Raw genomic sequence first — 20,647 nt, forward strand, 5'->3', positions numbered from 1 at the left:
ACTCGCTATGAAAAGACGGCGACGTCCTACAAAGCCGCCGTCACCCTGGCATCAACACTCCTTTGGCTCCGGCCACTTTGAAGACACTGCCTAGGGCTCAGGAGAAGGAACCCTCGTCCCACACGGCCGCCGCGATGTGCAGCCCCCCCGCACCCCCGGTCCTGATCGTGCATCAGGGCCTACCCCCGGGGCCGACCGGACCGCCCGCCACCGGTCTTCCGGCTGGCGGCGCGCTGAACAGCATCGTGGCTCCGGTCGTCTTCTGCGCCCGGCTCACGGCGGGGGAGGCGAACCCTCGTCACGGTCAAGCGGATCTGCGCCCGCGCAGTCGTCGTGCTGTACGGCGACGAGCGAACGCAAGAGCGACGAGTTGGACATCAGCGGGACGCCTCTGGCAGGGTCGCCCGTCCGTAACCCCATCAGTTCCGAAGGGAGAGTCACGATGATCGAAGTGAGTACACGCAGCGTCACGGAAGCGGCTGCTGCCGAGGAGCTGCGCTCGAGTACTACGACGCTGGACATCCCCAAGGGGTTCGACCTGTGGACGGCCGAGGAGATCTCGGAATGGCTCGACCAGGTAGAGGATGATCCTGCAGTTTCTGACACGGACTTCTACGTTGCCCAGCAGACGGTGCGGCGGGTACTGGGCGCCGAGGGCGACGTCTGAGTCAGCCGGGAGCTTACTGGTGTGACACAGCGCGATTGGCGACTGTGCGTGGGCGTGTGGCTTCTCCGTGTCGACCTGGACCTCGCTGTGTCCGATCCATGGGAAAAGTTGGCAAGGCGTGGCCGTCGTTGGTCAGGTTCGTGGAGCGAATGCACGCGTCCTTGGCCACTCGCAGTATTCGCAAAGCACGGCTGAGCACGTGAGGTAAGTGATGGCGGCACGGGTTGGACAGCGCGCCGTCGCGCCGGTGTAGCTCAGGGGTGGTCACCTCGGTGGGTCCGCCCGGGGCCCCCAGTGGTCTTCGTCCGACGTGCGGGAGCCCTTGGCCTCGTCGCTCTGCTCGTATTGCGTTCGGTCGGCGTCGCCGCGCGTGGGGTCGCTGCTGTCCGCCTCCCGGGCCGGGACCGGTCGGCCGCGCGGTGCCGACTCCGGCCGCTGTGGCGCCCATGCGAATCCTTGCGGCGCGCCACCTCCCGGTGGGGTTTGCTGGCCAGAACCGGCGCCGGTGGTGGGGCGCACGTTCTGGGTGCGGGTTCGGGCGGCGGCGTCGGCCGGGTCCTGCTCTCGGGCGGCCACGCCGTAGGGACGGCCGGTGTCGGCGTCACGGCGATCCCGGTCGTCATCGTGCACCGTGTCCCGCTCATGTTGATGGCGCTCCCTGCGCAGGGCCCGGGGCTCGCGTCCGCCCATGATGGCCGACCCGATCAGCATGAGGAGACCGCCGAGCAGGGCGAGGGCAACTCCGCTGCCGAGCCCGTCGCTGTCTCCCGTGACCGTCAGGCTGCCCTGGGCCTGCCCCTGCCGGACCATCCACAGGATGGCGAATCCGAGGGTGATGACTCCGGCGCTGAGGACCAGCAAGCGGGATCGAAACACCACGCCTAGGAGCGTGAGGACTGCCCCGACGAGGAGGGGCAGGAACATGGACGCGAACAAACCCGCGCCCGAGTCCGTCACACCGGCTCCAGTGAAGAGCTCCCAGACCCGGAAGTCGTGTCCGAGCCTGCCGTTGTACCAACTGCGAAATGGTGCCCAGAGCGCTGCGGCAGCGCCGACGGCGGCCAGGATCAGACCAATGGTGTTGCGGATACCCCGTATCATGCCGCGACCTCCCGGCAAACGGATCGGTGCACGAGGGAGTCCCACGTGCCGTATCTCGCCCTCAATCGACGTTACGCCCGCACCGCGCCCCATGCCACGTGATGATGCTTGAGAAGCGCAGGACGCCGTCTGGGTGTCGCGCGGCCCCGGGCGGCGCGTGGGGCCGGTATGACGGGTGTCGGGTGTCAGTCGCCGTCGATGAAGTCTGCTAGTGCGGCAGAGATAGCTTCGGGTTGCTCGTCGGGGATGAAGTGTCCAGCGTCAGGCACGACGAGACCCTTGGTGCTGTCTGCCCATGGGCTGATGGAGGCGGCCATGTCCGGAACAGAGCCGTGGCTGCTGGAGATTCCGAGGATCGGCACCGTCAGGCGCCGCCCATTGAGGGCCTCGCGGTTCTGACGTGCTGACTTTGCGGCGTCTCGGTAGTACGCGAGAGAAGCGCGCAGGCCGCCGTCGACGGTGATGGCCGCCGCGTAGTGGTCGAGCTCGGCGTCGTCGAACGTGTCGGGAGACAGGGCCTTCATCTTCAGGAACCAGCCGACGTAATCGCGTTCGCGGCCGGCAAGCAGCGTCTCGGGCAGGTCGGGCACGCTGTGGAACGCGAAGTGCCACGTCTTCCACGCTCGATGCGGGTCGGTGGGAATCGCCTCAGGGAGAGTGATACCGGGAATTCCTGCGTCGAGCAGAGCGACCTTGCGCAGGTGGCTCTCGAAGTTGAGGGCGAGGGAGAAAGCGACCCAGGCACCGATGTCGTGGGCGACCAGGGAGTATGTCGACACTCCGAGAGCCTTCACGGCGGCGTGGACATGCGTGGCGACCGCGTGCGTGTCGTAGCTGTGCTCCGGACGCTCGGAGTGGCCCTGACCCGGCAGGTCGATCGCGATGACACGGAATCGGTGGGTGAGGCCGGGCATCACCTTTCGCCAGGCCCACCAGGTTTGCGGGAATCCGGCGAGCACGACAACGGCCGGGCCGCTCGGCAGTCCGCCTTCGACGGCATGAAGGCGGACGCCGTCCGCGTCGACCCAGCGGTGGGTGAATCCGGCCAGATCCTGCAGGGGCAGGTCGCGGATGGGGTTGGTTTCAGAGGCGTTCGGAGTGCTGGTTGCTGGTCCGGTCACGGGGACCCTCCATCGGTGTCAGGTGTCAGGTGTCAGGTGTCAGGTGTCAGGTGTCAGGTGTGCGGTTGGGGTGGTGTAGCTGACGGCGGTGGCTGGGACCACGTGGTGTGGTTCTCGCGCGGTCGCGAAGTGCGCGGGGTGCATGGCCATGACCACGCTTGGAGGCTACACATCGTGAACTGGTCAGTTCAAGATAGAATGGTGCGCAGCGCAGTCCGGACCCTCGAAGCATCGGCAAGGAAGTACCACGTGGCAGGCAAGAAACAGTTCGACATGGACACGGCGCTCGACGCCGCGATGACCCAGTTCTGGCGTGACGGCTACGCCGATACCTCATTGGACGATCTGTCTCGAGCAACCGGCCTGAACCGCAGTTCCATCTACTCCTCCCTCGGCGACAAGGACACGCTCTTCCTGCGCTGCCTGGATCTCTACGCCGCGCGCTACGGCGAGAAGTACGACGCCGCCCTAGCGTGCGCGGCCTCGGAACCCGTTGCTGCTGTTCGTGCGTTCTTCGACGTCACCCTCGGGCGCATTGCCGATCCCGAACTACCTGATGGATGCCTGATTGCCCAGACATCGATGGCAATTCCCGTGCTGAGTCCGAGCATTGCAGCGCACGCTCAGCAGGCGCTCGGCTTCCAGCGTCTGCGCCTGCGCACCGCGTTGAAAGCAGGCGGACTGACCGACGAGGACGCCGAGGCCTTTGCTCTACATGCGGCGGCTGTGAACCAGTCGCTCGCCGTCATGAGCAGAGCCGGGGCGAGCCCGGCGCAGCTCCTGGCCATCGTGGGCGTGAGCCTGGACGCGCTGTCGCAGGCGCTGCGCGCATAACGGATCTGACGACGGCAGGTTCCCCCTCGACTCCGTGCAGCCTGGCAGATCTTCCCGACGGCCGCGCGAACCCGCAGGTCAGACGCGGTGCGTGTGAGGGGGTGAGTGGCGCAATACTGCGGCAACACCACGAGCGCGGTCCCGTCGGTATGGTCCCTCGCATGCCAGCCGAACGTATCCGCGAGCACACTGTGCCGGTCGCCGCCGCCCGACGGCGCCGGCTGCGCGCAGACCAGGCGCGACAGCTCGCCGACCTCCTGCGCCACCAGGTGCGCACGGGGGGCTTTCCCAGCGGTGTCCTTCCGCTGGAGGGCGCGATCGGCAGCGATTACCACGTCTCCCGGAACACCGTCCGGCAGGCGCTGGACCTGCTTCGTACCGAAGGGCTGCTCGAACGGCAGCCCGGAGTCGGCACCGTCGTGGTGTCCGAGAAGTATCCGCACGGCCTGGACCGGCTGCAGGGCCTCGCCGAGACCCTGCACGAACACGGAGACGTCACCAACGAAGTCCGTACGGTCGGTCCCGCCCCCGCGCCCGCACCCGTGGCGCGGCGGCTCGGCCTCGTGGAGCACACCGACGTGCTCTACATCGAGCGGCTGCGCCGGCTCAACGGCCTGCCGCTTTCCCTCGATCTCACCTACATCCCGATGGACATCGGCGCCGGTCTCATCGGCTGCGACCTGGAGAACACCGATGTGTTCCGGCTGCTGGAGACCCTGACCGGTCAGCCGCTCGGCACGGCCGAGATCACCCTGGAGGCCGTCAACGCCGACGTGCACTCCGCCGCCGTTCTCGAGGCCCCGCGTGGCGCCGCCGTCCTCATGCTCGAACGTCTCACCTCGTTGTCCGACGGGCGCCCCGTGGACCTGGAGTTCATCCGCTTCCGCGGCGACCGCATCGCCATGAGCGGGTTGCTCCACCGCGCGCTCTGACCGTCGGCCCTTCTGGGCCATCGGACCCGCCGGTCCGCCAGTCCTTTGTGACTTCTCACCCTTTCCACTCTCTCCGGGAGACAGCCATGCCTCTGGCCCCCCAGCGCGCCGACGTGCCCGTGACCATCGACGAGTCGAAGTGCATCGACGGCTGCACGCTCTGTGTCGACATGTGCCCGCTCGACTCGCTCGCGATCAACCCGGACAGCGGCAAGGCCTTCATGCACGTCGACGAGTGCTGGTACTGCGGGCCGTGCGCCGCCCGCTGCCCCACGGACGCGGTCACGGTCAACATGCCCTATCTGCTCCGGTGAAGGCAGCAAAGGAAGGCGACGAAGGTCGAGAGGCTCCCAGTCCCATGACACGCATAAGGTCCCTGACACGCACAGCGTCCATGACACGCACAGCGTCCATGACACGCACAACGCCCATGACACGCACAGCGCCCATGAAGCGTACGGCGCTTGCCGCTGCTTCGGCCGCCCTGCTGACCTTCCCCCTGGCCGGCTGCGGCGGGGCGAGCGCGGACGACTCCGGTACCGTCACCGTGACGATCGGCTACCAGTCCAAGACCATCAACACCGTCACCGCAGGAACGCTGTTGCGGTCGCTGGGCTACTTCGAACGCGAACTCGCCGCGCGCGGCAAGCGCGAGGGCATCACGTACAAGGTCAAGTGGCAGGACTACGCCACCGGCGCACCGATCACTGCGCAAATGACGGCCGGGAAGATCGACATCGGGTCGATGGGCGACTTCCCTCTCTTGATCAACGCTGCCCGTGGTGCCCAGTTGAACCGTCCGACGAAGCTCGTCTCCGTCACCGGCTACAACCTGCGTGGCGGCCTCAACACCATTGTCACCGCCACCGATTCGAAGCTCTCATCGCTGAAGGACCTGCGCGGCAAGAAGGTTTCGACGAGCGTGGGCTCGGCTGCCGACGGCACGCTGGTACGGGCGCTGCGGCAGGCGGACATCGACCCCGAGAAGGACATCCGCAAGCTCAACCAGCAGCCCGCGGTGGGCGCCTCGGCGCTCCAGGCGGGCAGCGCCGACGCGCTCTCGCAGTTCGTGGCGTGGCCCGGCCTGCTCGCCTTCCAGGACCGGGCCCGAGCACTGTACGACGGTGCGGAACTGGACCTGCCGACCTTCCACGGGGTCGCCGCGCGGGAGGATTTCGCGACGAAGCGGCCCGGAGTCCTGGAGGACTTTCTGCGCGCCCAGGCCAAGGCGACCGACTATCTCAACAAGCGGCCGGTCGCGGCCGCCGAGTCGGTGGCCGAGGCGACCGGTCTTCCGCCCGAGGTGGTCTACCTCTACAACGGCGCGCACGGCATCGCCACCTTCGACACGACGATCAAACCCGCGCTGGTGGCCGCATTGAAGAAGGACGTGCCCGTCCTGAAGTCGGCGAAGCTGGTGGGCGACGTCGATGTCGACGCCTTCGTCGACGAGCGGTATGTGAAGAAGGCCCACGGCTCCGGATACGCCTCCGCACTGACCGCCACCCCCAAGCCCGCGCGCAGCGAGCTGTGGCTGAAGGGCGAGCGCAAGACCCGGTCCTTCGCCGACCCGGCCGCCCTGCTGCGCCAGGCAGCCGCGCATCAGGGCAAGGTGCGTGCCGCGTACGTCCCCGACACCACGACCGGGACGCCGTGGTTCGCCGACAAGGCACTGTGGGTGGCGGACGGCAAGAAGGTGCTGCCCTTCGTCACACCCTCCACCGCCGCCGCCTACACCAAGGCGCATCCGGGTGCGCGCACCCTCTCGTACCAGCAGGCCCTCAGGTACAACCAGGCTCAGAAGAAGGCGTCATGACGGGGCATCACCTGCTGCGCGCCGTGTCGCTCGCCGCCGCGCTCGGCCTGTGGCAGCTCCTGACCGCGCTGGACGTCGAACTGTGGCTGCGCTTCGAGCAGTTCCCCACGGTCGTCGACGTCACGCGGGAGTTCGCACAGCGCATCGGCAGCGAAGCGTACTGGCAGGACCTCACCGACAGCCTCAGCCGCATCCTCACCGGCTTCGCCCTCGCGGCGGTCGCGGGCGTGGCCGTCGGCACGGCGATCGCGCGTTCGCGCCTGGCCGCCGACCTGCTCGGACCGGTCCTCGAAGTGCTGCGGCCCATCCCGGCGATCGCCCTGGTGCCGGTGGCGATCCTGCTCTTTCCCAGCAACGAGCAGGGCATCGTCTTCATCACGTTCACCGCGGCGTTCTTCCCCGTCATGGTCTCCACCCGGCACGCGGTGCGCGCCCTGACGCCGGTCTGGGAGGAGGCCGTCCTGACGATGGGCGCCGGCCGGTGGCGTGTCCTTGGCTCGGTGGTCCTGCCGGGAGCGCTGCCCGGCATTCTCGGCGGGCTCTCCGTGGGCATCGGTGTCGCGTGGATCTGTGTGATCTCGGCGGAGATGATCTCCGGCGAGTACGGGGTGGGCTACCGCACCTGGCAGGACTACACGGTGGTCGACTACCCCGGCGTCTTCGTCGGCATGGTGACGATCGGAGCGCTCGGCTGGATGACATCGACGGCGGTGGAGGCGCTCGGCCGCAGAGTCACGCGGTGGCTGCCACGGACGGAAACCCGCGTCGAGGCGCAGGCGCTGCCGCGCCGGTCCAAACCGAGGACTCCGCGACCGGAACCCCGCATCTCTACGGCCGACGATGCCGGGCCGCGTGCCTCCGCGCACGCGCCGGACCGCCTGCACAAGGAGACGCAAGGAGGCGTGACCCCATGAGCACACCCCCCGAGACCACCCTCGCTCCCGTCCTCGCCCCGCCCCGAGGAACCCGGCTCACCCTGCGCGGCGCTTCGATCGGACGGGCGGGGGCCGCCGTCCTCGACGGGCTCGACCTGGACATCGCGCCCGGCCAGGTCCTCACCGTCGTCGGCCCCTCCGGTTGCGGCAAGTCCACCCTGCTGCGCACCCTCGCCGGGCTGCTGCCTCCCCTCGGCGGGCAGGTCACCCAGGACGGAAACCCCATCACCGCACCCCACGCCGAGCGGGCACTGATCTTCCAGGACGACGCGCTGCTTCCCTGGCGCACCCTGCGGGCCAATGTCGAACTCCCGCTGGCCATCAAAGGATTGAGGCGCACCTGGCGCCGAGCCCAGGCCGAAGAATGGCTGGAGCGTGTCGGCCTCGGCGGGCACGGCGCCAAACTCCCGCACCGCGTCTCGGGAGGCCAGCGGCAGCGTGTCCAGCTCGCCCGCGCCCTCGCGGGAGAGCCGCGGGCCGTCCTCATGGACGAGCCGTTCGGCGCGCTCGACGCGCAGACCAGAGCCGGGATGCAGCAGCTCCTCGCCGAGGTGCTGCGCGGCACAGGCGCGACCGTCGTCTTCGTCACCCATGACGTGGACGAGGCGCTCTTCCTCGGCGACCGCGTCGCGCTCCTCGGCACCGGCCGCACCTCGGGGGCCCTCGCCGTACTCGACGTACCGCGCCCCCGCGACCGTACCTCCCACCGTGATCCCGCCACCGTCGAGCTGCGCCGCACCGTCCTGACATCGCTCGGCACCTGACTCCTCGGCACCAGACTCCTCGGCACCTGAGAGGCCCTCCTTCCATGCAGATCCCCGCAGTCACCGACGCCCAGGAGCTCTCCTGCGACGTCCTCGTCATCGGCGGCGGAACGGCCGGCACGATGGCGGCGCTCACCGCGGCCGAACAGGGCCGCGACGTCCTCCTCCTGGAGAAGGCACACGTGCGCCACTCCGGCGCCCTCGCCATGGGCATGGACGGCGTCAACAACGCCGTGATCCCCGGCCGCGCCGAACCCGACGACTACGTAGCCGAGATCACCCGCGCCAACGACGGCATCGTCGACCAGTCCACCGTCCGCCAGACCGCGACCCGCGGCTTCTCGATGGTGCAGCGCCTGGAGTCCTACGGGGTGAAGTTCGAGAAGGACGAGCACGGCGAGTACGCGGTGCGCCAGGTGCACCGCTCCGGCTCGTACGTCCTGCCCATGCCCGAGGGCAAGGACGTCAAGAAGGTCCTCTACCGCCAGCTGCGCCGCCGCGAGATGCGCGAGCGCATCCGCATCGAGAACCGCGTGATGCCGGTCCGGGTGCTCACGGCGGACGGCAGGGCTGTCGGCGCGGCCGGATTCAACACACGTACAGGTGAGTTCGTGACCGTGCGCGCCGGCGCCGTGATCCTGGCGACCGGCGCGTGCGGCCGCCTCGGCCTGCCCGCGAGCGGGTACCTCTACGGCACGTACGAGAACCCCACCAACGCGGGCGACGGCTACTCCATGGCCTACCACGCCGGTGCCGAGCTCACCGGCATCGAATGCTTCCAGATCAACCCGCTGATGAAGGACTACAACGGCCCCGCCTGCGCCTACGTCGCCAACCCCTTCGGCGGCTACCAGGTCAACCGGCACGGCGAGCGCTTCGTCGACTCCGACTACTGGTCGGGCCAGATGATGTCGGAATTCGCGGCCGAACTCGCCTCCGACCGCGGGCCTGTGTATCTCAAGCTCAGCCATCTGCCGGAAGAGTCGATCAGCGCCCTCGAGACCATCCTGCACTCCACGGAGCGGCCGACCCGGGGCACCTTCCACGCCAACCGCGGCCACGACTACCGCACCCACGACGTCGAGATGCACATCTCCGAGATCGGCCTGTGCGGCGGCCACTCGGCGTCGGGCGTGCGCGTGGACGACCATGCCCGCACCACCGTGCCCGGTCTGTACGCCGCTGGCGACCTGGCCTGCGTCCCGCACAACTACATGATCGGCGCATTCGTCTTCGGCGACCTGGCGGGCGCGGACGCCGCTCAATGGGACTCGTACGAGGGGGAGTTGCCGAGCGGCCAGGTCCGGAACGCCCACGAAATGATCTACCGCCCGCTGCGCAACCCGGAGGGCCCGCCGCAACCGCAGGTCGAGTACAAACTGCGCCGCTTCGTGAACGACTACGTCGCACCGCCCAAGTCGGGCGCGCGGCTGTCGCTGGCCGTGGACCACTTCGAGCGGATGCGCGGCGAGATCGACGACATGGGTGCGCAGACGCCGCACGAGTTGATGCGCTGCGCCGAGGTGCACTTCATCCGGGACTGCGCGGAGATGGCGGCCCGCTCCTCCCTGGCCCGGACGGAGTCCCGCTGGGGCCTCTACCACGAGCGCACGGACCACCCCAAGCGCGACGACAACGGCTGGCTGCACCACCTGGACCTGCGCAAGTCTGCCACCGGCACGATGGAGTTCACCGCCCGCCCAGTCGAGCCGTACCTGATACCCGTCGAGGAATTCACACCGACCGGCGGCGCGTCACGCCACCTGGGCGAGGTACACCCGGAGCAGGTGGCCACGGCAGGCCAGCGCGACCTGGCCCCGGTCGGATCGGGCGCCCGAACGAGCACCACCACGGCGCGGGAGACGACCGCCGCCGCCTCCCACTCGCCACGCATCCTGGAACTGCTCGCCCTCACCGAGGAGGAACCCGAACTCCCGCTCCTGCACCCCTTCTTGACCGACCCGGACCCCGCCGTCCGCCGCGCGGCCGTGGCCGCCCTCACCGAGACCGTCCCCGCGGGCACGGGCCCGGCGCTGGCCGCGACACTCTCGGACCCGGATCCAGGAGTCCGCGGCGCCGCTGCCGCCTCCCTGCGCGAACTGGTCGAAGTCCTGCCCTCAGAGGGGGAGTTGGGCAGGGGACTGCACGACGCCCTCACCCAGGGGGACGCACTGGTCCGCTCGACAGCACTGGACGTCCTGCGCGCCCTGCGACTGGGCGACGCCGCCGCCTACGCCCCTGCCCTCACCGACCCGGACATCGAGGTCCGGATCGCATCGGTGCGAGCCCTGGTCTCGGTCGGCGCCCTCGATGCCGTCGCCCGCGCCGGAGCCGATCCGGCCCGCGAGGTCCGCGTCACGGTGGCCCGCGGCCTGGACACCCCTCAGGCGCTGGCCCCCCTGCTCCACGACACGGACATCCTGGTCCGCGCGGCAGCCCTCACCACCCTGGCCACCGTGGGCTGCCCCACCCCCTACGACCTCACGGCGGTAGACGCGCTGGCCGCCCCGTCCTGGCAGGTACGCGCAGGCGCGGCCACGGCCCTGGGCGCTGCCGATGCCCACCGTGCCGTACCCGCCCTGTCCCAGGCCCTCGGCGACGCCAACGCCGACGTCCGCAAGGCCGCGGTCCTGGCCCTGCTCCAGCACCCGGCGAACGAGAACGCCCGCACGGCACTCGCCACGGCGGTCCTCGACCCGGACGCGGACGTCCGCGCCTACGCGGCTCGGGCGGCTGCGCCTGCCTGATGGCTGCACCGACGTCGGCCCAACCACTGCGTACAGCCAGCCTTCCCGCTGCCCACTGGCGCTCCAGAAGGTGAAGCTCGGGGGTTGCCGGGAGTTACCGGGGGAATTCCAGACCGGGTACGGCGTTGCGGGCGAGGGTGTGGGCCTGTTCGGTCCACCAGACGCCGGCGGCGGGGTCGACGATGCCGTACTCGGGGTCGATGGTGCCGCCGGTGTTGCGTGTGCAGCTGCCGTCGGATTCGCCGATGGTCTTCACGTACAGGTAGGCGTCGACGAGCGGGGCCTTGGTGTCGGCGGTGGGGCGAGGGCCCATGCCGCGGCCGGGTGGGTTGCACCATGTCTCCGGGTCGCCGGTGTACTTGCCCGGGGGCGGCGTCCAGGCCCCAAGCCCGTTGCGGCTGGTGTCCACCACGAAGCGCGCCAGTTCATCGGTGGACGCGCCGCCCGTGTTCTGGGCGAACCAGGCGTCGGTCCAGTGCCAGGTCGATGGATCGGTGGGGGAGACGGAGTTGCCCGGGGCGCCGTCGTTGGGCGCGGCGGGCGAGTAGTACTGACTGGCGCACCAGTCGGCGTGGCCGCGAGCCGCCTCCGGTCCCTTGGTGGCGTACCACGCGCACTTGGCAATCCAGGTTCCGTAGCGCGAAGTCTGGTTGGTGGGCTGGTAGTTGGACACGTTGAGGGCAAAGCCGTCGCTCTGCTCCAGGCCCGCGTCCAGGAGTCGCTGCGTGATGTCACCGACCGACTTCCACTGGCTGTTGCCCGCGTCGAGATAGACAGCGGTGTTCGGCTCGCTTTTCAGGGTGCGCACGGCGTAGGCGAGGTCCGCCATGCGGTGGGCGGTGAGTTCGCCGGTGGGGTCGATGTCGCCGGCGCAGTCCTTGGGAAGGGCCGCAAGGCCGTCGGGCTCCAGGATGACGGCGGCCTTACGGTTGCCGATGCCCTCGGCGAAGGCATCGATCCACTGACGGTATGCGGCCGAGGAGGCGGCTCCACCGCCGGAGTAGAGGCTGCAGTCGCGGCCGGGGACGTTGTACGCGACGAGGACCGGCACACGCCGGCTGGCCGCGGCGGCGTGGACGAGCTTGCGCACCTCTCTTCTGACCTGGGCGGGCGTGCCTTCGGTGAACCACTCGGCCTGCGGCTGGCTCGCGAGTTTGGCCATGTTCAGGGCGTTGGCCCGGTCCCCCTTGCGGAGGTCGGTCTTCGCCTGCTCGGCGGCCTTGCTGTGCGGGTCGACGTAGAAGCGCGTGGTGGGGGTGATGACCTTGTGTTGTGCCCTTTCGGCCGGTTGTGCCTGTTCGGCGGGTGCTTGCTGTGCCTGTGCGGCCGGGGCTGCCGCGCAGGTCAGCAGGGCGGCTGAGGCGAGCAGGGCCATGCGTCTGATGGGCCGGATACCGGATCTCATGTGTGCTCCTGGTCGGGGCGGACGGGGACAGGAACGGGACGGAGACAGGAACGGGACGGGGGCGAAGACGGGGACGGAATGCAGCGACCGGGCACGGCCACGGGAGCGCAAGGGGTGGCAGCCCGGACGGGTATGTCAGTAGCCGTAGATCATCTTGTAGGCGACCTCGGGAAGGAACTGGCCGGCCACAGATCCGGCGCCCACCCCGCAGTTGCCGTCGGATTCACCGGGCGTCTTGACCCACAGCAGCATTTCGGCTCCGCCACCGAGTTGGGTCGGGGTGCCGAGCTTGCGGCCTGCCGGGTTGCACCATGCGCCGTTGGAGCCGTATCCGTTGCGGCTGGTGTCGATGGCGTAGGGCTTGGTGTAGCCGTAGGTCGAGCTCAGCTTCGCGTTGATCGCGTTGCCGTACGCGGTGTTCTCGCCGGTGGTCAGGTAGTTCGAGACGTTCAGCGAGAAGCCGTGGGCCTTGCGCACTCCCGCGTCGGCGAGGTGCTGCGCCATCGTGGGGGCCGCCAGCCAGGCCGGGTTGCCGGCGTCCAGGTAGACCCAGGTGTTGGGGGCCTTCTGGTTGAACTGGTCGATGGCGTTGTTGAGCAGCGCGTTGCGCTCGGCGATCTGCGCAGGTGTCATGCAGCTCGTGTCTCCCAGGGCGTCCGGCTCCAGGATGACGACGGCCGGACGGCTGCCGATGCCGCTGGCGAAGGCGGCAATCCACGTCCTGTACGCGTCTGCCGAGCCTGCGCCGCCGCCGGAGTGTCCGCCGCAGATGTCACGGTTGGGGATGTTGTAGGCGACCAGGACCGGCAGTTTGTCCACGGCATCGGCCGCGCCGACGAACGCGCCCGTGGCCGTGCCGATGGTGCCGCTCCAGTTGCCGAACCAGCGGGCCATCGGCTTGGCCGCGATGTTGTCCCTGATCGCGGCCGCGCGGCCGTCACCGGGGTTGGCGGCGGCCCACGCCGCGGGGGTGGAGTGGGGGTCGACGTAGAACCCGCTGGTCATCGCCACCGGACTGTCGGCGTGGGCGAGTCCGGGGGCTGCCAGCGCGAGCGGGAAGGCGAGCAGCAGCGCGAGCAGGGCACGTCGGTATCTGAACACGGGGAACCTCTTCCTGTCGGGGGACGCACCGCACGCCCTTCGATGTGAACGTGTGCGTGCGGCGCGCTGAGGAAGTACGAGGTGCGACGTCCCCGGGCGACGGTGGCTTCGGGCCCGTGGGCGTAAAGCGTCGGCGTCGGAGCAGCATGGGAGCGCTCCCAATCGGAGGCGGCCCCAAGTGCGTCCGACGCCTTTGGGTATGGGCGGCATCGTGTTGGCGAGGGACGGACGTGTCAAGAGTTCTCGGTCAACTTCGCGTCATGTGACGCAAAGAAGGCCCTGCGGCGGACGAGAAGTCGACCTCCCGAGCCCGACGAGGCGGCGGGACGGCGGGACGGCGGGACGGCGGGACGGCGGGACGGCGGGACGGCGACGTATGGTCTCCGCCCCGCGCACCACCGTCACCGTCATTTCCCCCGCTTCGCGGCCGCGAGTACCTTCGCGATCGCGTCGTAGGCGGGCTTGCGCCGGAGGTTCTCGTCCCAGGGCAGCGCCGCGCCCTGGCCCTCGAAGACCGACGGAATCCACGAGTGGCGGTCGGAGTAGCCCCACAGCGTGATGCCGACGCAGCGGCGGACGGCGAGGCAGGCCTGGGTCACCTGCCCGTACCAGTCGGCCTGTTGGGCCAGTTTGGCCGCGTCCGACGGAAGGATCATGCGGATGTCGAGCTCGGTGATGGCGACATCGAGGCCGAGGTCGGCGAAGCGCTGGATGTTGCCCTTCATGTCGTTCGGGAAGCCGTACTGCAGGGCGAGGTGGGCCTGCATTCCGAATCCGTCGATCGGCACGCCGTCGGCCTTGAGCTGCTTGATGAGCGTGTAGTACGCGTCCGACTTCGCGCCGATTCCCTCGACGTTGTAGTCGTTGAGATAGAGCTTCACGCCGGGGTCGGCGGCGTGGGCCCAGCGCAGGGCGTCGGCGATATAACCGGGGCCGAGGGTCTTGTAGAAGATGTTCTCGCGGTACGTGCCGTCCTCGTTCATGATCTCGTTGGCGACGTCCCAGGCGAAGACCTTGCCCTTGTAGTGCCGCACCTCGGTCGTGATGTGCTTCTTGAGGATCGCACGCAGCTCGTGGGCGCTCCAGGTGCCGTTCTCCAGCCAGCCGGGCAGCTGGCTGTGCCATAGGAGGGTGTGGCCGCGGACCTTCAGCTTGTGGGCCTGTGCGTACGCCACGATCTCGTCGCCCGCGGTGAAGTCGAAGACGCCTCGCCGGGGTTCGGTGGCGTACCACTTCATGCCGTTGCCGGGCGTGGTGCTGCCGAACTCGGTGCCGAGCAGGTCGGCGTACGCGGTGTCGTCGAGTTCGGGGTTGTCGACGGCGGAACCGTAGTAGCGGCCGGTGCGCTCGGCCAGGCTGTCGAGCGTGGCGTGGCGGGGCGGTGCCGGGTACCGGCGTCGGCGTGCGGGTCGGCGTAGGCGTGTGCGTCGGGTATACCGGCCAGGCCGAGCAGCAGGGCCGCCGCCGACGCGAAGGCGGCGGCTCTGCCGCGGGTACGGGCGGGGGTGCGGGGGGCGGGTGTGCGCATGGTGCTACTCCTCAACGCATGGATGGGGAAGGCTGGTTGACCGTGCGCGTGCTGGTTCCACGCGTCACTTGACGCGTATCTCGCACCGCATCCGCCGCTCGTGCCCGACCTCCCGCTCCGCACCCGTCAGGGTGAGCGGCACGGTGTGATGGATGCGTTCGCTGGATGCGGAGACGCGTAGTTCCAGGGCGCCGGGTTCCACGACGCGGCGGCCGTCGGCTCCGGTGTACGCGGCGAGGTCCGCCGGGAAGGTGGCGTGGACCTCGGCGGACGCCCCGGCCTCGAGCGGTACGCGGGCGTAGCCGACGAGCCGGACCTCGGGGCGTGCGACGGTGCCGACCGGGTCGTGGAGGTAGAGCTGGACGACCTCGGTGCCGGGTCGCTCACCGGTGTTGTGGACGGTCAGGCGCAGGGTGGTATCGCCGTCGGTGGGCAGTTCGGGGGTGTCGCACTGCGGGGCGTCCCAGGTGAACGTGGTGTAGGACAGGCCGTGCCCGAACGGGTAGAGGGCGGTGGGGTCCACGCTGCTGGCGTCGCCTCGGCGGCCGAGCGGCGGCGCGAGATAGGGGGCGGGCTGGCCGCCGGGGCCGCGCGGCACGCCGACGGGAAGGCGCCCCGAGGGCTCGACCCGTCCCGACAGGACTCCGGCGACGGCGGCGCCGCCCTCCTGCCCCGGGAAGAAGGCCTGGATGACGGCGGCGGCCCGGTCGGCCCAGCGGCCGAGTGCGTAGGGCCGCCCGCTGAGGACGATGACGACGGCCGGTGTCCCGGTGGCGAGCGCCTCGTCGAGCAACGCGCTTTGCCCGTACGGCAGTTCGAGGCCTTCGGTGTCGCAGCCCTCGCCGGACGAGCCGCGCCCGAAGAGGCCCGAGCGGTCGCCGACCACGGCGAGGCAGATGTCGGCCTGCGCCGGGTCGTCGACGAAGAGTGCGCTGGGCAGTTCGGCGCGGAGCGCCTCGGCGAGCGTGGGGACGTCGACGCCGGCGGGAAGTTCTGGGTGGTTGACGCCGACGTGCCGCGGGAACGTGTAGCAGCCGAGCATGGCGGCCTGTTCGTGGGCGAGGGGGCCGACCAGGGCGATACGCAGCCCGTGGGCGGCCAGCGGCAGCAGCCCCGCGTCGTTGGCGAGCAGGACGACCGACTCCTGCGCCACGGCCCGCGCCAGGTCCCGCATCTGCGGGGGGTTCAGGTCGATGAGCGCGTCTTCGGCGTCTTCCGTAGATCCAGCGGATTCATTAGATCCCGTGACCGGTTCCCAGTCCCGGTCGAGGAGGCCCAGCTCGCACTTTTGCGTGAGGACGCGCAAGGCGGCGCGGTCGATCAGGTCTTGGGGAAGGTGGTCGGCCGCGGGCAGGCAGCGCGCGGCGGGCAGTTCTACGTCGACGCCGGCCGCGAGGGCGATCCGCGCGGCGTCCCCCTCTGTCGTGGCCACCTGGTGGGCGGACTGCAGGAACGCGATGCCGAAGTAGTCGGCGACGACGGTGCCGGTGAACTGCCATGTGTCGCGCAGGAGGTGGGTGAGCAGGCCGGTGTGGGCGTGTCCGGGAAGTCCGTCGATGTCGTTGTAGGAGGCCATCACGGAGCGGGCGCCGCCTTCGCGCAGCGCCATCTCGAACGGGGGCAGGAAGATGTCGGCGAGTTCGCGCGGTCCGATGGAGGCGGGCGCGTGGTTGCGGGCGCCGCGCGAGGCCGAGTACCCGGCGAAGTGCTTGAGGGTGGCGACGATCCCTGCGGCCTCCAGGCCGCGCACGTAGGCGCTGCCGATGGTGCCGACCAGGTAGGGGTCCTCGCCGATGGACTCCTCGGTACGCCCCCAGCGGGGGTCGCGGACGACGTCGAGGACGGGGGCGAGGCCCTGGTGGATGCCGACCGTGCGCATTGATGTGCCGATGGATTCGGCCATCTCGGTGATCAGGGCCGGGTCGAAGGTGGCGCCCCAGGCGAGCGGCGTCGGGAAGATCGTGGCCTGCCAGGCGGCGAAGCCGGTCAGGCACTCCTCGTGGGCGAGCGCGGGCAGTCCGAAGCGGTTCGCGGACCGGACCCGGCGCTGCAGGTCGGCGAGGCGTGCCGCGCCCACCGCGGGCTCGACCGGGACGGTGCCGAAGGGGCGGGTGAGATGGCCCAGACCGTGCGGAAGCAGGGCGTCGAGGACCGCGCTCTCGGCGACGTAGGCGTGCTGTCCCGGTGCGACGGCGGTGCTGTCGGTGTCGATGTCGGCCCCCAGCCACACGCTGGACAACTGGGCGGTCTTCTCCTCGGTGGTCATCCGGGCGAGCAGGTCCGCCGCCCGGACCTTGGCGGGCAGGGTGGTGTCCTGCCAGGGCTTGACCATGGAACTCCTCAAGTGCGGTGTGTGCAGGCGGTGGTGGCGGGGCCTGGCGGTGCGGTGTGCGTGGTGCGGTGTCAGCCTTTGGTCGCGCCCACGGTGATGCCGCCGACCAGCTGCCGTTCGGCGACGGCGTAGAAGGCGAGCGCGGGCACCATGGCCAGGACGAGGTAGGCGAAGACGCGGGCGATGTCGGTGGCGTACTGGCCCTGGAACTGCTGGACGCCGACGGGGATGGTCCACCAGGTCTCGTTGCTGAACACGAGCAGCGGCAGCAGGAAGTTGTTCCAGCTGCTCACCACGGCGAGGACGGAGACGGTGCCCAGTGCCGGGCGTGCCATCGGCAGGAGGATCCGCCAAAAGAAGCCGAAGGGGGAGCACCCGTCGAGGGTGGCCGCCTCCTCCAGTTCGCCGGGGATCTGCCGGAAGAAGCCGCGCAGGATGACGATGGTGATGGGCAGCCCGAATGCGGCCTGCGGCAGGATCACGCCCCACGGGTTGTCGAGGAGTCCGAAGGTGCGCAGCAGGATGAACAGCGGCAGGATCGCCACGGCGAAGGGGAACATCAGCCCCATCGTGAAGAGCGTGAAGAGCGCCTCTCGCCCGCGGTAGGCGAATCGGGCCAGGGAGAACGCGGCGAGGGCTGCCGCCCCGACCGTCAGCAGGGTTGTCCCGATGGCGACCAGGGTGGAGGCGCCGAGCATCCGCCAGAAGGGTCCCGAGGCGAGGATGTCCGTGTAGTTGGAGGTCACCCAGGGCGACGGCAGGCCGAAGGGGTTGCTGGAGAGCTGGTCGGTGGACTTGAAGCCGGATACGAGGGCGTACAGCAGTGGTGTCACCATGCCGATGCCGACCAGCCATACGATGACGTACAGGGGTGCCTTGCCGAAGCGGCGGCGGCCGGGTGCGGTCATCGGGTGGCTCGCATGTTGGTGAGGGCTCCTTCGGTGTCCCGACGCAGCACGAAGCGCTGGTAGGCGAGGGCGAAGACGAGGCTGATGAGGAACAGCGCGATGCTGATCGCGCTGGCGTAGCCGATCTCGTAGCGTTTGAACCCGAACTGGAACAGGGTGATGGCCATCGTCTCGGAGGCGTGGTCGGGGCCGCCTTGCGAGATCACCCACACCAGGTCGAACAGCTGGATGGCGCCGATGACGGACAGGAACGCGCTGATGCGGATGGTCGGTCCGAGCAGGGGCAGGGTGATGTAGCGGAAGCGCTGCCAGGCGCTTGCCCCGTCGATGCGGGCCGCCTCGTGCAGTTCGGCCGGGATGCCCTGCAGGCCCGCCAGGTAGAGCATCATGTGGAAGCCGAAGTACTTCCAGGTCATCACGAGGAACAGGGTCGGCATGACCGTCGACTGGTCGGCGAACCACAGTCCGCCGAGCCCGTCGAGGCCGACCGCGCCGAGCACTTTGTCGGCGAGCCCGGCGTCCGGCGCGAAGATCATGGAGAACAGGACGCCGGTGATCACCTCGGACAGGACGTACGGGGCGAAGAACAGCATCCGGTAGATGGCCCGGCCGCGCAGCTTCTGGTTGAGCAGGACCGCCATGGCGAGCGCGAACGGCAGCTGGACGAGCACCGAGAAGCCGACGAGGTGCAGGCCGCGCCACAGGTCGCCGAGGAAGACCGGGTCCTTGGCGAGGCGGCTGTAGTTGTCCAGTCCCGTGTAGTCCGAAGGGGACCCGAAGCCGCCCCAGTTGAAGAGGCTGACGTAGAGCGCGTACAGGATCGGGGCGAGCACGAGCGCGCCGAACAGGATGAGGGCGGGCAGGGTGAAGGAGACGGCCGTCAGCCAGTCGGTGACGCGCCGGGCGAGCGGACGCCGGTTGGCGGGGCCGGGCCGCGACGGCTCGGCGACGGCTTCGGCTGCGTCCTTTACGTAGGTCGAAGTCATCGTCTGTTACTGGCTCTTGGCGACCTGGGTGATGGACCGGGTCACCTGGTCGGGGGACTTGGAGCCGGCGATGAGGGCGGCGACGGAGTCGTTGACCTCCTGGCCGACGGCCGGCGGGTAGGCCTGGTCGAGGTAGAGCTGGAAGCCGGTGGACTTGCCGAGCATGTCGGAGACCGCCGTGAGGTTGGGGTCGGTCAAAGCGCTGGTGGCCTCCTTGACGACGGGGATCGTGTCGGCCTTGGAGACCAGGATGCGGTCGGACTCGGGGGTCATGAAGAACTTCAGGAAGTCCGTGGCGGCCTTCGGCGCGCCCTTGCGGACCGCGTAGCCGCCGCCTCCGCCGAACACGTCGGTGAGCTCGCCCTTGCCGCCGGCCACCGAGGGAAAGGCGAAGAAGCCGAGGTCCTTGCCGATGCCCTTGCCCGCGTCGGCCTGTACGACGGGTGCCCACTGGCCCATCAGTTCCATGCCCGCCTTGCCGTTGCCCATGGCGGCGGCCTCCCCGGTGGGGGTGGAGTAGGCATCGCCGAGGAAGCCCTTCTGGAACGGCTTGAGCGCCACCAGGTCCTTGAGGTGCTCGCCCGCCTTGACGAAGTCGTCGCCGGTGAAGTCCTTGGCGTCGGCGGCCTTCTGCATGCCCTCGACCCCGGCGATCCGCATCGAGAGATACGCCCAGAAGTACATGCCGGGCCATTTCTCCTTGCCCGCCAGGGCGATGGGTGTGATGCCCGCGGCCTTCAGCTTCCTGACCGTGTCCAGGTACTCGGCCCAGGTGGTGGGCGGGGCGCTGATGCCGGCCTTCTTGAAGAGTGCCTTGTTGTACCAGAAGCCCACGGCGCCGATGTCGAAGGGCACCGCGTACGTCTTGCTGTCGAACTGGTAGGCCTTGACGGACGCGGGCACGAGCGTGTCGGCCCACGGCTCGATGGACGGGGTGAGGTCCTCGACGAGGCCTGCGTCGACCTGCTGCCGCAGAACGCCGCCGCCCCACGTGTGGTAGATGTCCGGAAGCTTCCCGGAGCTGGTCAGCGCCGTCATCTTCGACTTGTAGGCGTCGTTCTCCAGCGTGACGAGCTTGATCCGCACGTCGGGGTTCTCGGCCTCGAACGCCTTCGCCCGTTCGGGCCAGACGGTCTTCGACGGCTCGGTGGTCTGGATGTTCCACCATTCCACGATGGTCCGGCCCGAACTGTCCTTCCCGCCGCCGGAGTCGGAGCCGCCGCACGCGGTCAGCGCGGCTGCCCCGAGGCCGGCGGCGGAGGCAGTGCCGAGGAAGCGTCGGCGGGAGAAATCGGAGGCTGACATGACGCACCTTCCGGAAGTGATCCGAAAACTATCGGTAGATGGCCACGGAAGTTACGGACACAGAGCGGGGGTGGGGGGGGCGCGGAAAAAAAAAAAAAATTTCAAACCCCCCCCCCGGGGCCGGGCGGCCCCCCGCCCCCCCGCGACCGTGTAGCCGATCAGGGT

Annotated in this window: 17 protein-coding genes; 8 read left to right on the forward strand and 9 right to left on the reverse strand. The window is 69.5% G+C overall.

Annotated elements, in window-relative coordinates:
• The first annotated feature begins 442 nt into the window (after window positions 1–442).
• On the forward strand, window positions 443–667 hold the full coding sequence (locus tag ACWGIH_RS38335) for a hypothetical protein (protein WP_453452452.1): 225 nt from the start codon (window positions 443–445) through the stop codon (window positions 665–667).
• Window positions 668–931: 264 nt separating this feature from the next.
• Here the strand turns inward: ACWGIH_RS38335 and ACWGIH_RS38340 are convergent, their stop codons facing one another.
• Entirely contained in the window at window positions 932–1,768 is an 837-nt protein-coding gene (locus tag ACWGIH_RS38340) for a hypothetical protein (protein WP_453452451.1), read from the reverse strand.
• A 185-nt stretch (window positions 1,769–1,953) separates the two neighbouring features.
• Window positions 1,954–2,889, reverse strand: coding sequence for an alpha/beta fold hydrolase (locus ACWGIH_RS38345; RefSeq protein ID WP_453452450.1), 936 nt, complete (start codon window positions 2,887–2,889; stop codon window positions 1,954–1,956).
• Window positions 2,890–3,138: 249 nt separating this feature from the next.
• Between ACWGIH_RS38345 and ACWGIH_RS38350 the strand changes: the two genes are divergently transcribed.
• From ACWGIH_RS38350 to ACWGIH_RS38380, 7 genes are all read left to right on the forward strand, one after another.
• Window positions 3,139–3,723, forward strand: coding sequence for a TetR/AcrR family transcriptional regulator (locus ACWGIH_RS38350; protein WP_453452449.1), 585 nt, complete (start codon window positions 3,139–3,141; stop codon window positions 3,721–3,723).
• Between the two features lie 161 nt (window positions 3,724–3,884).
• Window positions 3,885–4,655, forward strand: coding sequence for a GntR family transcriptional regulator (locus tag ACWGIH_RS38355; protein WP_453452448.1), 771 nt, complete (start codon window positions 3,885–3,887; stop codon window positions 4,653–4,655).
• Window positions 4,656–4,741: 86 nt separating this feature from the next.
• Complete coding sequence (locus ACWGIH_RS38360; protein WP_266533934.1) at window positions 4,742–4,969, forward strand: 4Fe-4S dicluster domain-containing protein; 228 nt, start codon at window positions 4,742–4,744, stop codon at window positions 4,967–4,969.
• A gap of 134 nt (window positions 4,970–5,103) precedes the next feature.
• Window positions 5,104–6,471, forward strand: a complete 1,368-nt coding sequence (locus tag ACWGIH_RS38365) for an ABC transporter substrate-binding protein (protein WP_453452454.1) — start codon at window positions 5,104–5,106, stop codon at window positions 6,469–6,471.
• Window positions 6,468–7,385: an ABC transporter permease gene (locus ACWGIH_RS38370; RefSeq protein WP_453452447.1), complete on the forward strand. Its 918-nt coding sequence runs from the start codon at window positions 6,468–6,470 to the stop codon at window positions 7,383–7,385. The genes ACWGIH_RS38365 and ACWGIH_RS38370 overlap by 4 nt, the downstream gene beginning before the upstream one ends.
• A complete protein-coding gene (locus ACWGIH_RS38375) occupies window positions 7,382–8,170 on the forward strand; it encodes an ABC transporter ATP-binding protein (RefSeq protein WP_453452446.1) in 789 nt (262 codons plus the stop codon). The genes ACWGIH_RS38370 and ACWGIH_RS38375 overlap by 4 nt, the downstream gene beginning before the upstream one ends.
• A gap of 44 nt (window positions 8,171–8,214) precedes the next feature.
• Window positions 8,215–10,917, forward strand: coding sequence for a fumarate reductase/succinate dehydrogenase flavoprotein subunit (locus ACWGIH_RS38380; protein ID WP_453452445.1), 2,703 nt, complete (start codon window positions 8,215–8,217; stop codon window positions 10,915–10,917).
• Window positions 10,918–11,011: 94 nt separating this feature from the next.
• Here ACWGIH_RS38380 and ACWGIH_RS38385 read toward each other — a convergent pair whose 3' ends face one another.
• The 7 genes from ACWGIH_RS38385 to ACWGIH_RS38415 all read right to left on the reverse strand — a co-directional run bounded on the left by ACWGIH_RS38385 (window position 11,012) and on the right by ACWGIH_RS38415 (window position 20,482).
• A complete protein-coding gene (locus tag ACWGIH_RS38385; RefSeq protein WP_453452444.1) occupies window positions 11,012–12,322 on the reverse strand; it encodes a glycoside hydrolase family 6 protein in 1,311 nt (436 codons plus the stop codon).
• 135 nt (window positions 12,323–12,457) lie between these two features.
• Window positions 12,458–13,423 carry a glycoside hydrolase family 6 protein gene (locus tag ACWGIH_RS38390; RefSeq protein ID WP_453452443.1) on the reverse strand — a complete coding sequence of 322 codons (966 nt, stop codon included), beginning with the start codon at window positions 13,421–13,423 and terminating at the stop codon, window positions 12,458–12,460.
• 407 nt (window positions 13,424–13,830) lie between these two features.
• Window positions 13,831–14,778, reverse strand: a complete 948-nt coding sequence (locus ACWGIH_RS38395; protein WP_453452453.1) for an endo-1,4-beta-xylanase — start codon at window positions 14,776–14,778, stop codon at window positions 13,831–13,833.
• Window positions 14,779–15,015: 237 nt separating this feature from the next.
• Window positions 15,016–17,283 carry a glycoside hydrolase family 3 N-terminal domain-containing protein gene (locus tag ACWGIH_RS38400; protein ID WP_453452442.1) on the reverse strand — a complete coding sequence of 756 codons (2,268 nt, stop codon included), beginning with the start codon at window positions 17,281–17,283 and terminating at the stop codon, window positions 15,016–15,018.
• Between the two features lie 71 nt (window positions 17,284–17,354).
• Complete coding sequence (locus tag ACWGIH_RS38405; RefSeq protein WP_190086024.1) at window positions 17,355–18,191, reverse strand: carbohydrate ABC transporter permease; 837 nt, start codon at window positions 18,189–18,191, stop codon at window positions 17,355–17,357.
• Window positions 18,188–19,177 carry a carbohydrate ABC transporter permease gene (locus ACWGIH_RS38410; RefSeq protein ID WP_453452441.1) on the reverse strand — a complete coding sequence of 330 codons (990 nt, stop codon included), beginning with the start codon at window positions 19,175–19,177 and terminating at the stop codon, window positions 18,188–18,190. The genes ACWGIH_RS38405 and ACWGIH_RS38410 overlap by 4 nt, the downstream gene beginning before the upstream one ends.
• 6 nt (window positions 19,178–19,183) lie before the next feature.
• Entirely contained in the window at window positions 19,184–20,482 is a 1,299-nt protein-coding gene (locus ACWGIH_RS38415; RefSeq protein WP_453452440.1) for an extracellular solute-binding protein, read from the reverse strand.
• Window positions 20,483–20,647: the final 165 nt, after the last annotated feature.

This window comes from Streptomyces sp. NPDC054872 (assembly GCF_053610705.1).

Excerpts from the sequence above, each read along its gene's own strand:
- ACWGIH_RS38375 (WP_453452446.1), top strand. The coding sequence starts at position 7,382 with ATGAGCACACCCCCCGAGACCACCCTCGCTCCCGTCCTCGCCCCGCCC.
- ACWGIH_RS38340 (WP_453452451.1), bottom strand. The coding sequence starts at position 1,768 with ATGATACGGGGTATCCGCAACACCATTGGTCTGATCCTGGCCGCCGTC.
- ACWGIH_RS38400 (WP_453452442.1), bottom strand. The coding sequence starts at position 17,283 with ATGGTCAAGCCCTGGCAGGACACCACCCTGCCCGCCAAGGTCCGGGCG.
- ACWGIH_RS38410 (WP_453452441.1), bottom strand. The coding sequence starts at position 19,177 with ATGACTTCGACCTACGTAAAGGACGCAGCCGAAGCCGTCGCCGAGCCG.
- ACWGIH_RS38365 (WP_453452454.1), top strand. The coding sequence starts at position 5,104 with ATGAAGCGTACGGCGCTTGCCGCTGCTTCGGCCGCCCTGCTGACCTTC.
- ACWGIH_RS38335 (WP_453452452.1), top strand. The coding sequence starts at position 443 with ATGATCGAAGTGAGTACACGCAGCGTCACGGAAGCGGCTGCTGCCGAG.
- ACWGIH_RS38370 (WP_453452447.1), top strand. The coding sequence starts at position 6,468 with ATGACGGGGCATCACCTGCTGCGCGCCGTGTCGCTCGCCGCCGCGCTC.
- ACWGIH_RS38360 (WP_266533934.1), top strand. The coding sequence starts at position 4,742 with ATGCCTCTGGCCCCCCAGCGCGCCGACGTGCCCGTGACCATCGACGAG.
- ACWGIH_RS38385 (WP_453452444.1), bottom strand. The coding sequence starts at position 12,322 with ATGAGATCCGGTATCCGGCCCATCAGACGCATGGCCCTGCTCGCCTCA.
- ACWGIH_RS38355 (WP_453452448.1), top strand. The coding sequence starts at position 3,885 with ATGCCAGCCGAACGTATCCGCGAGCACACTGTGCCGGTCGCCGCCGCC.
- ACWGIH_RS38405 (WP_190086024.1), bottom strand. The coding sequence starts at position 18,191 with ATGACCGCACCCGGCCGCCGCCGCTTCGGCAAGGCACCCCTGTACGTC.
- ACWGIH_RS38415 (WP_453452440.1), bottom strand. The coding sequence starts at position 20,482 with ATGTCAGCCTCCGATTTCTCCCGCCGACGCTTCCTCGGCACTGCCTCC.
- ACWGIH_RS38380 (WP_453452445.1), top strand. The coding sequence starts at position 8,215 with ATGCAGATCCCCGCAGTCACCGACGCCCAGGAGCTCTCCTGCGACGTC.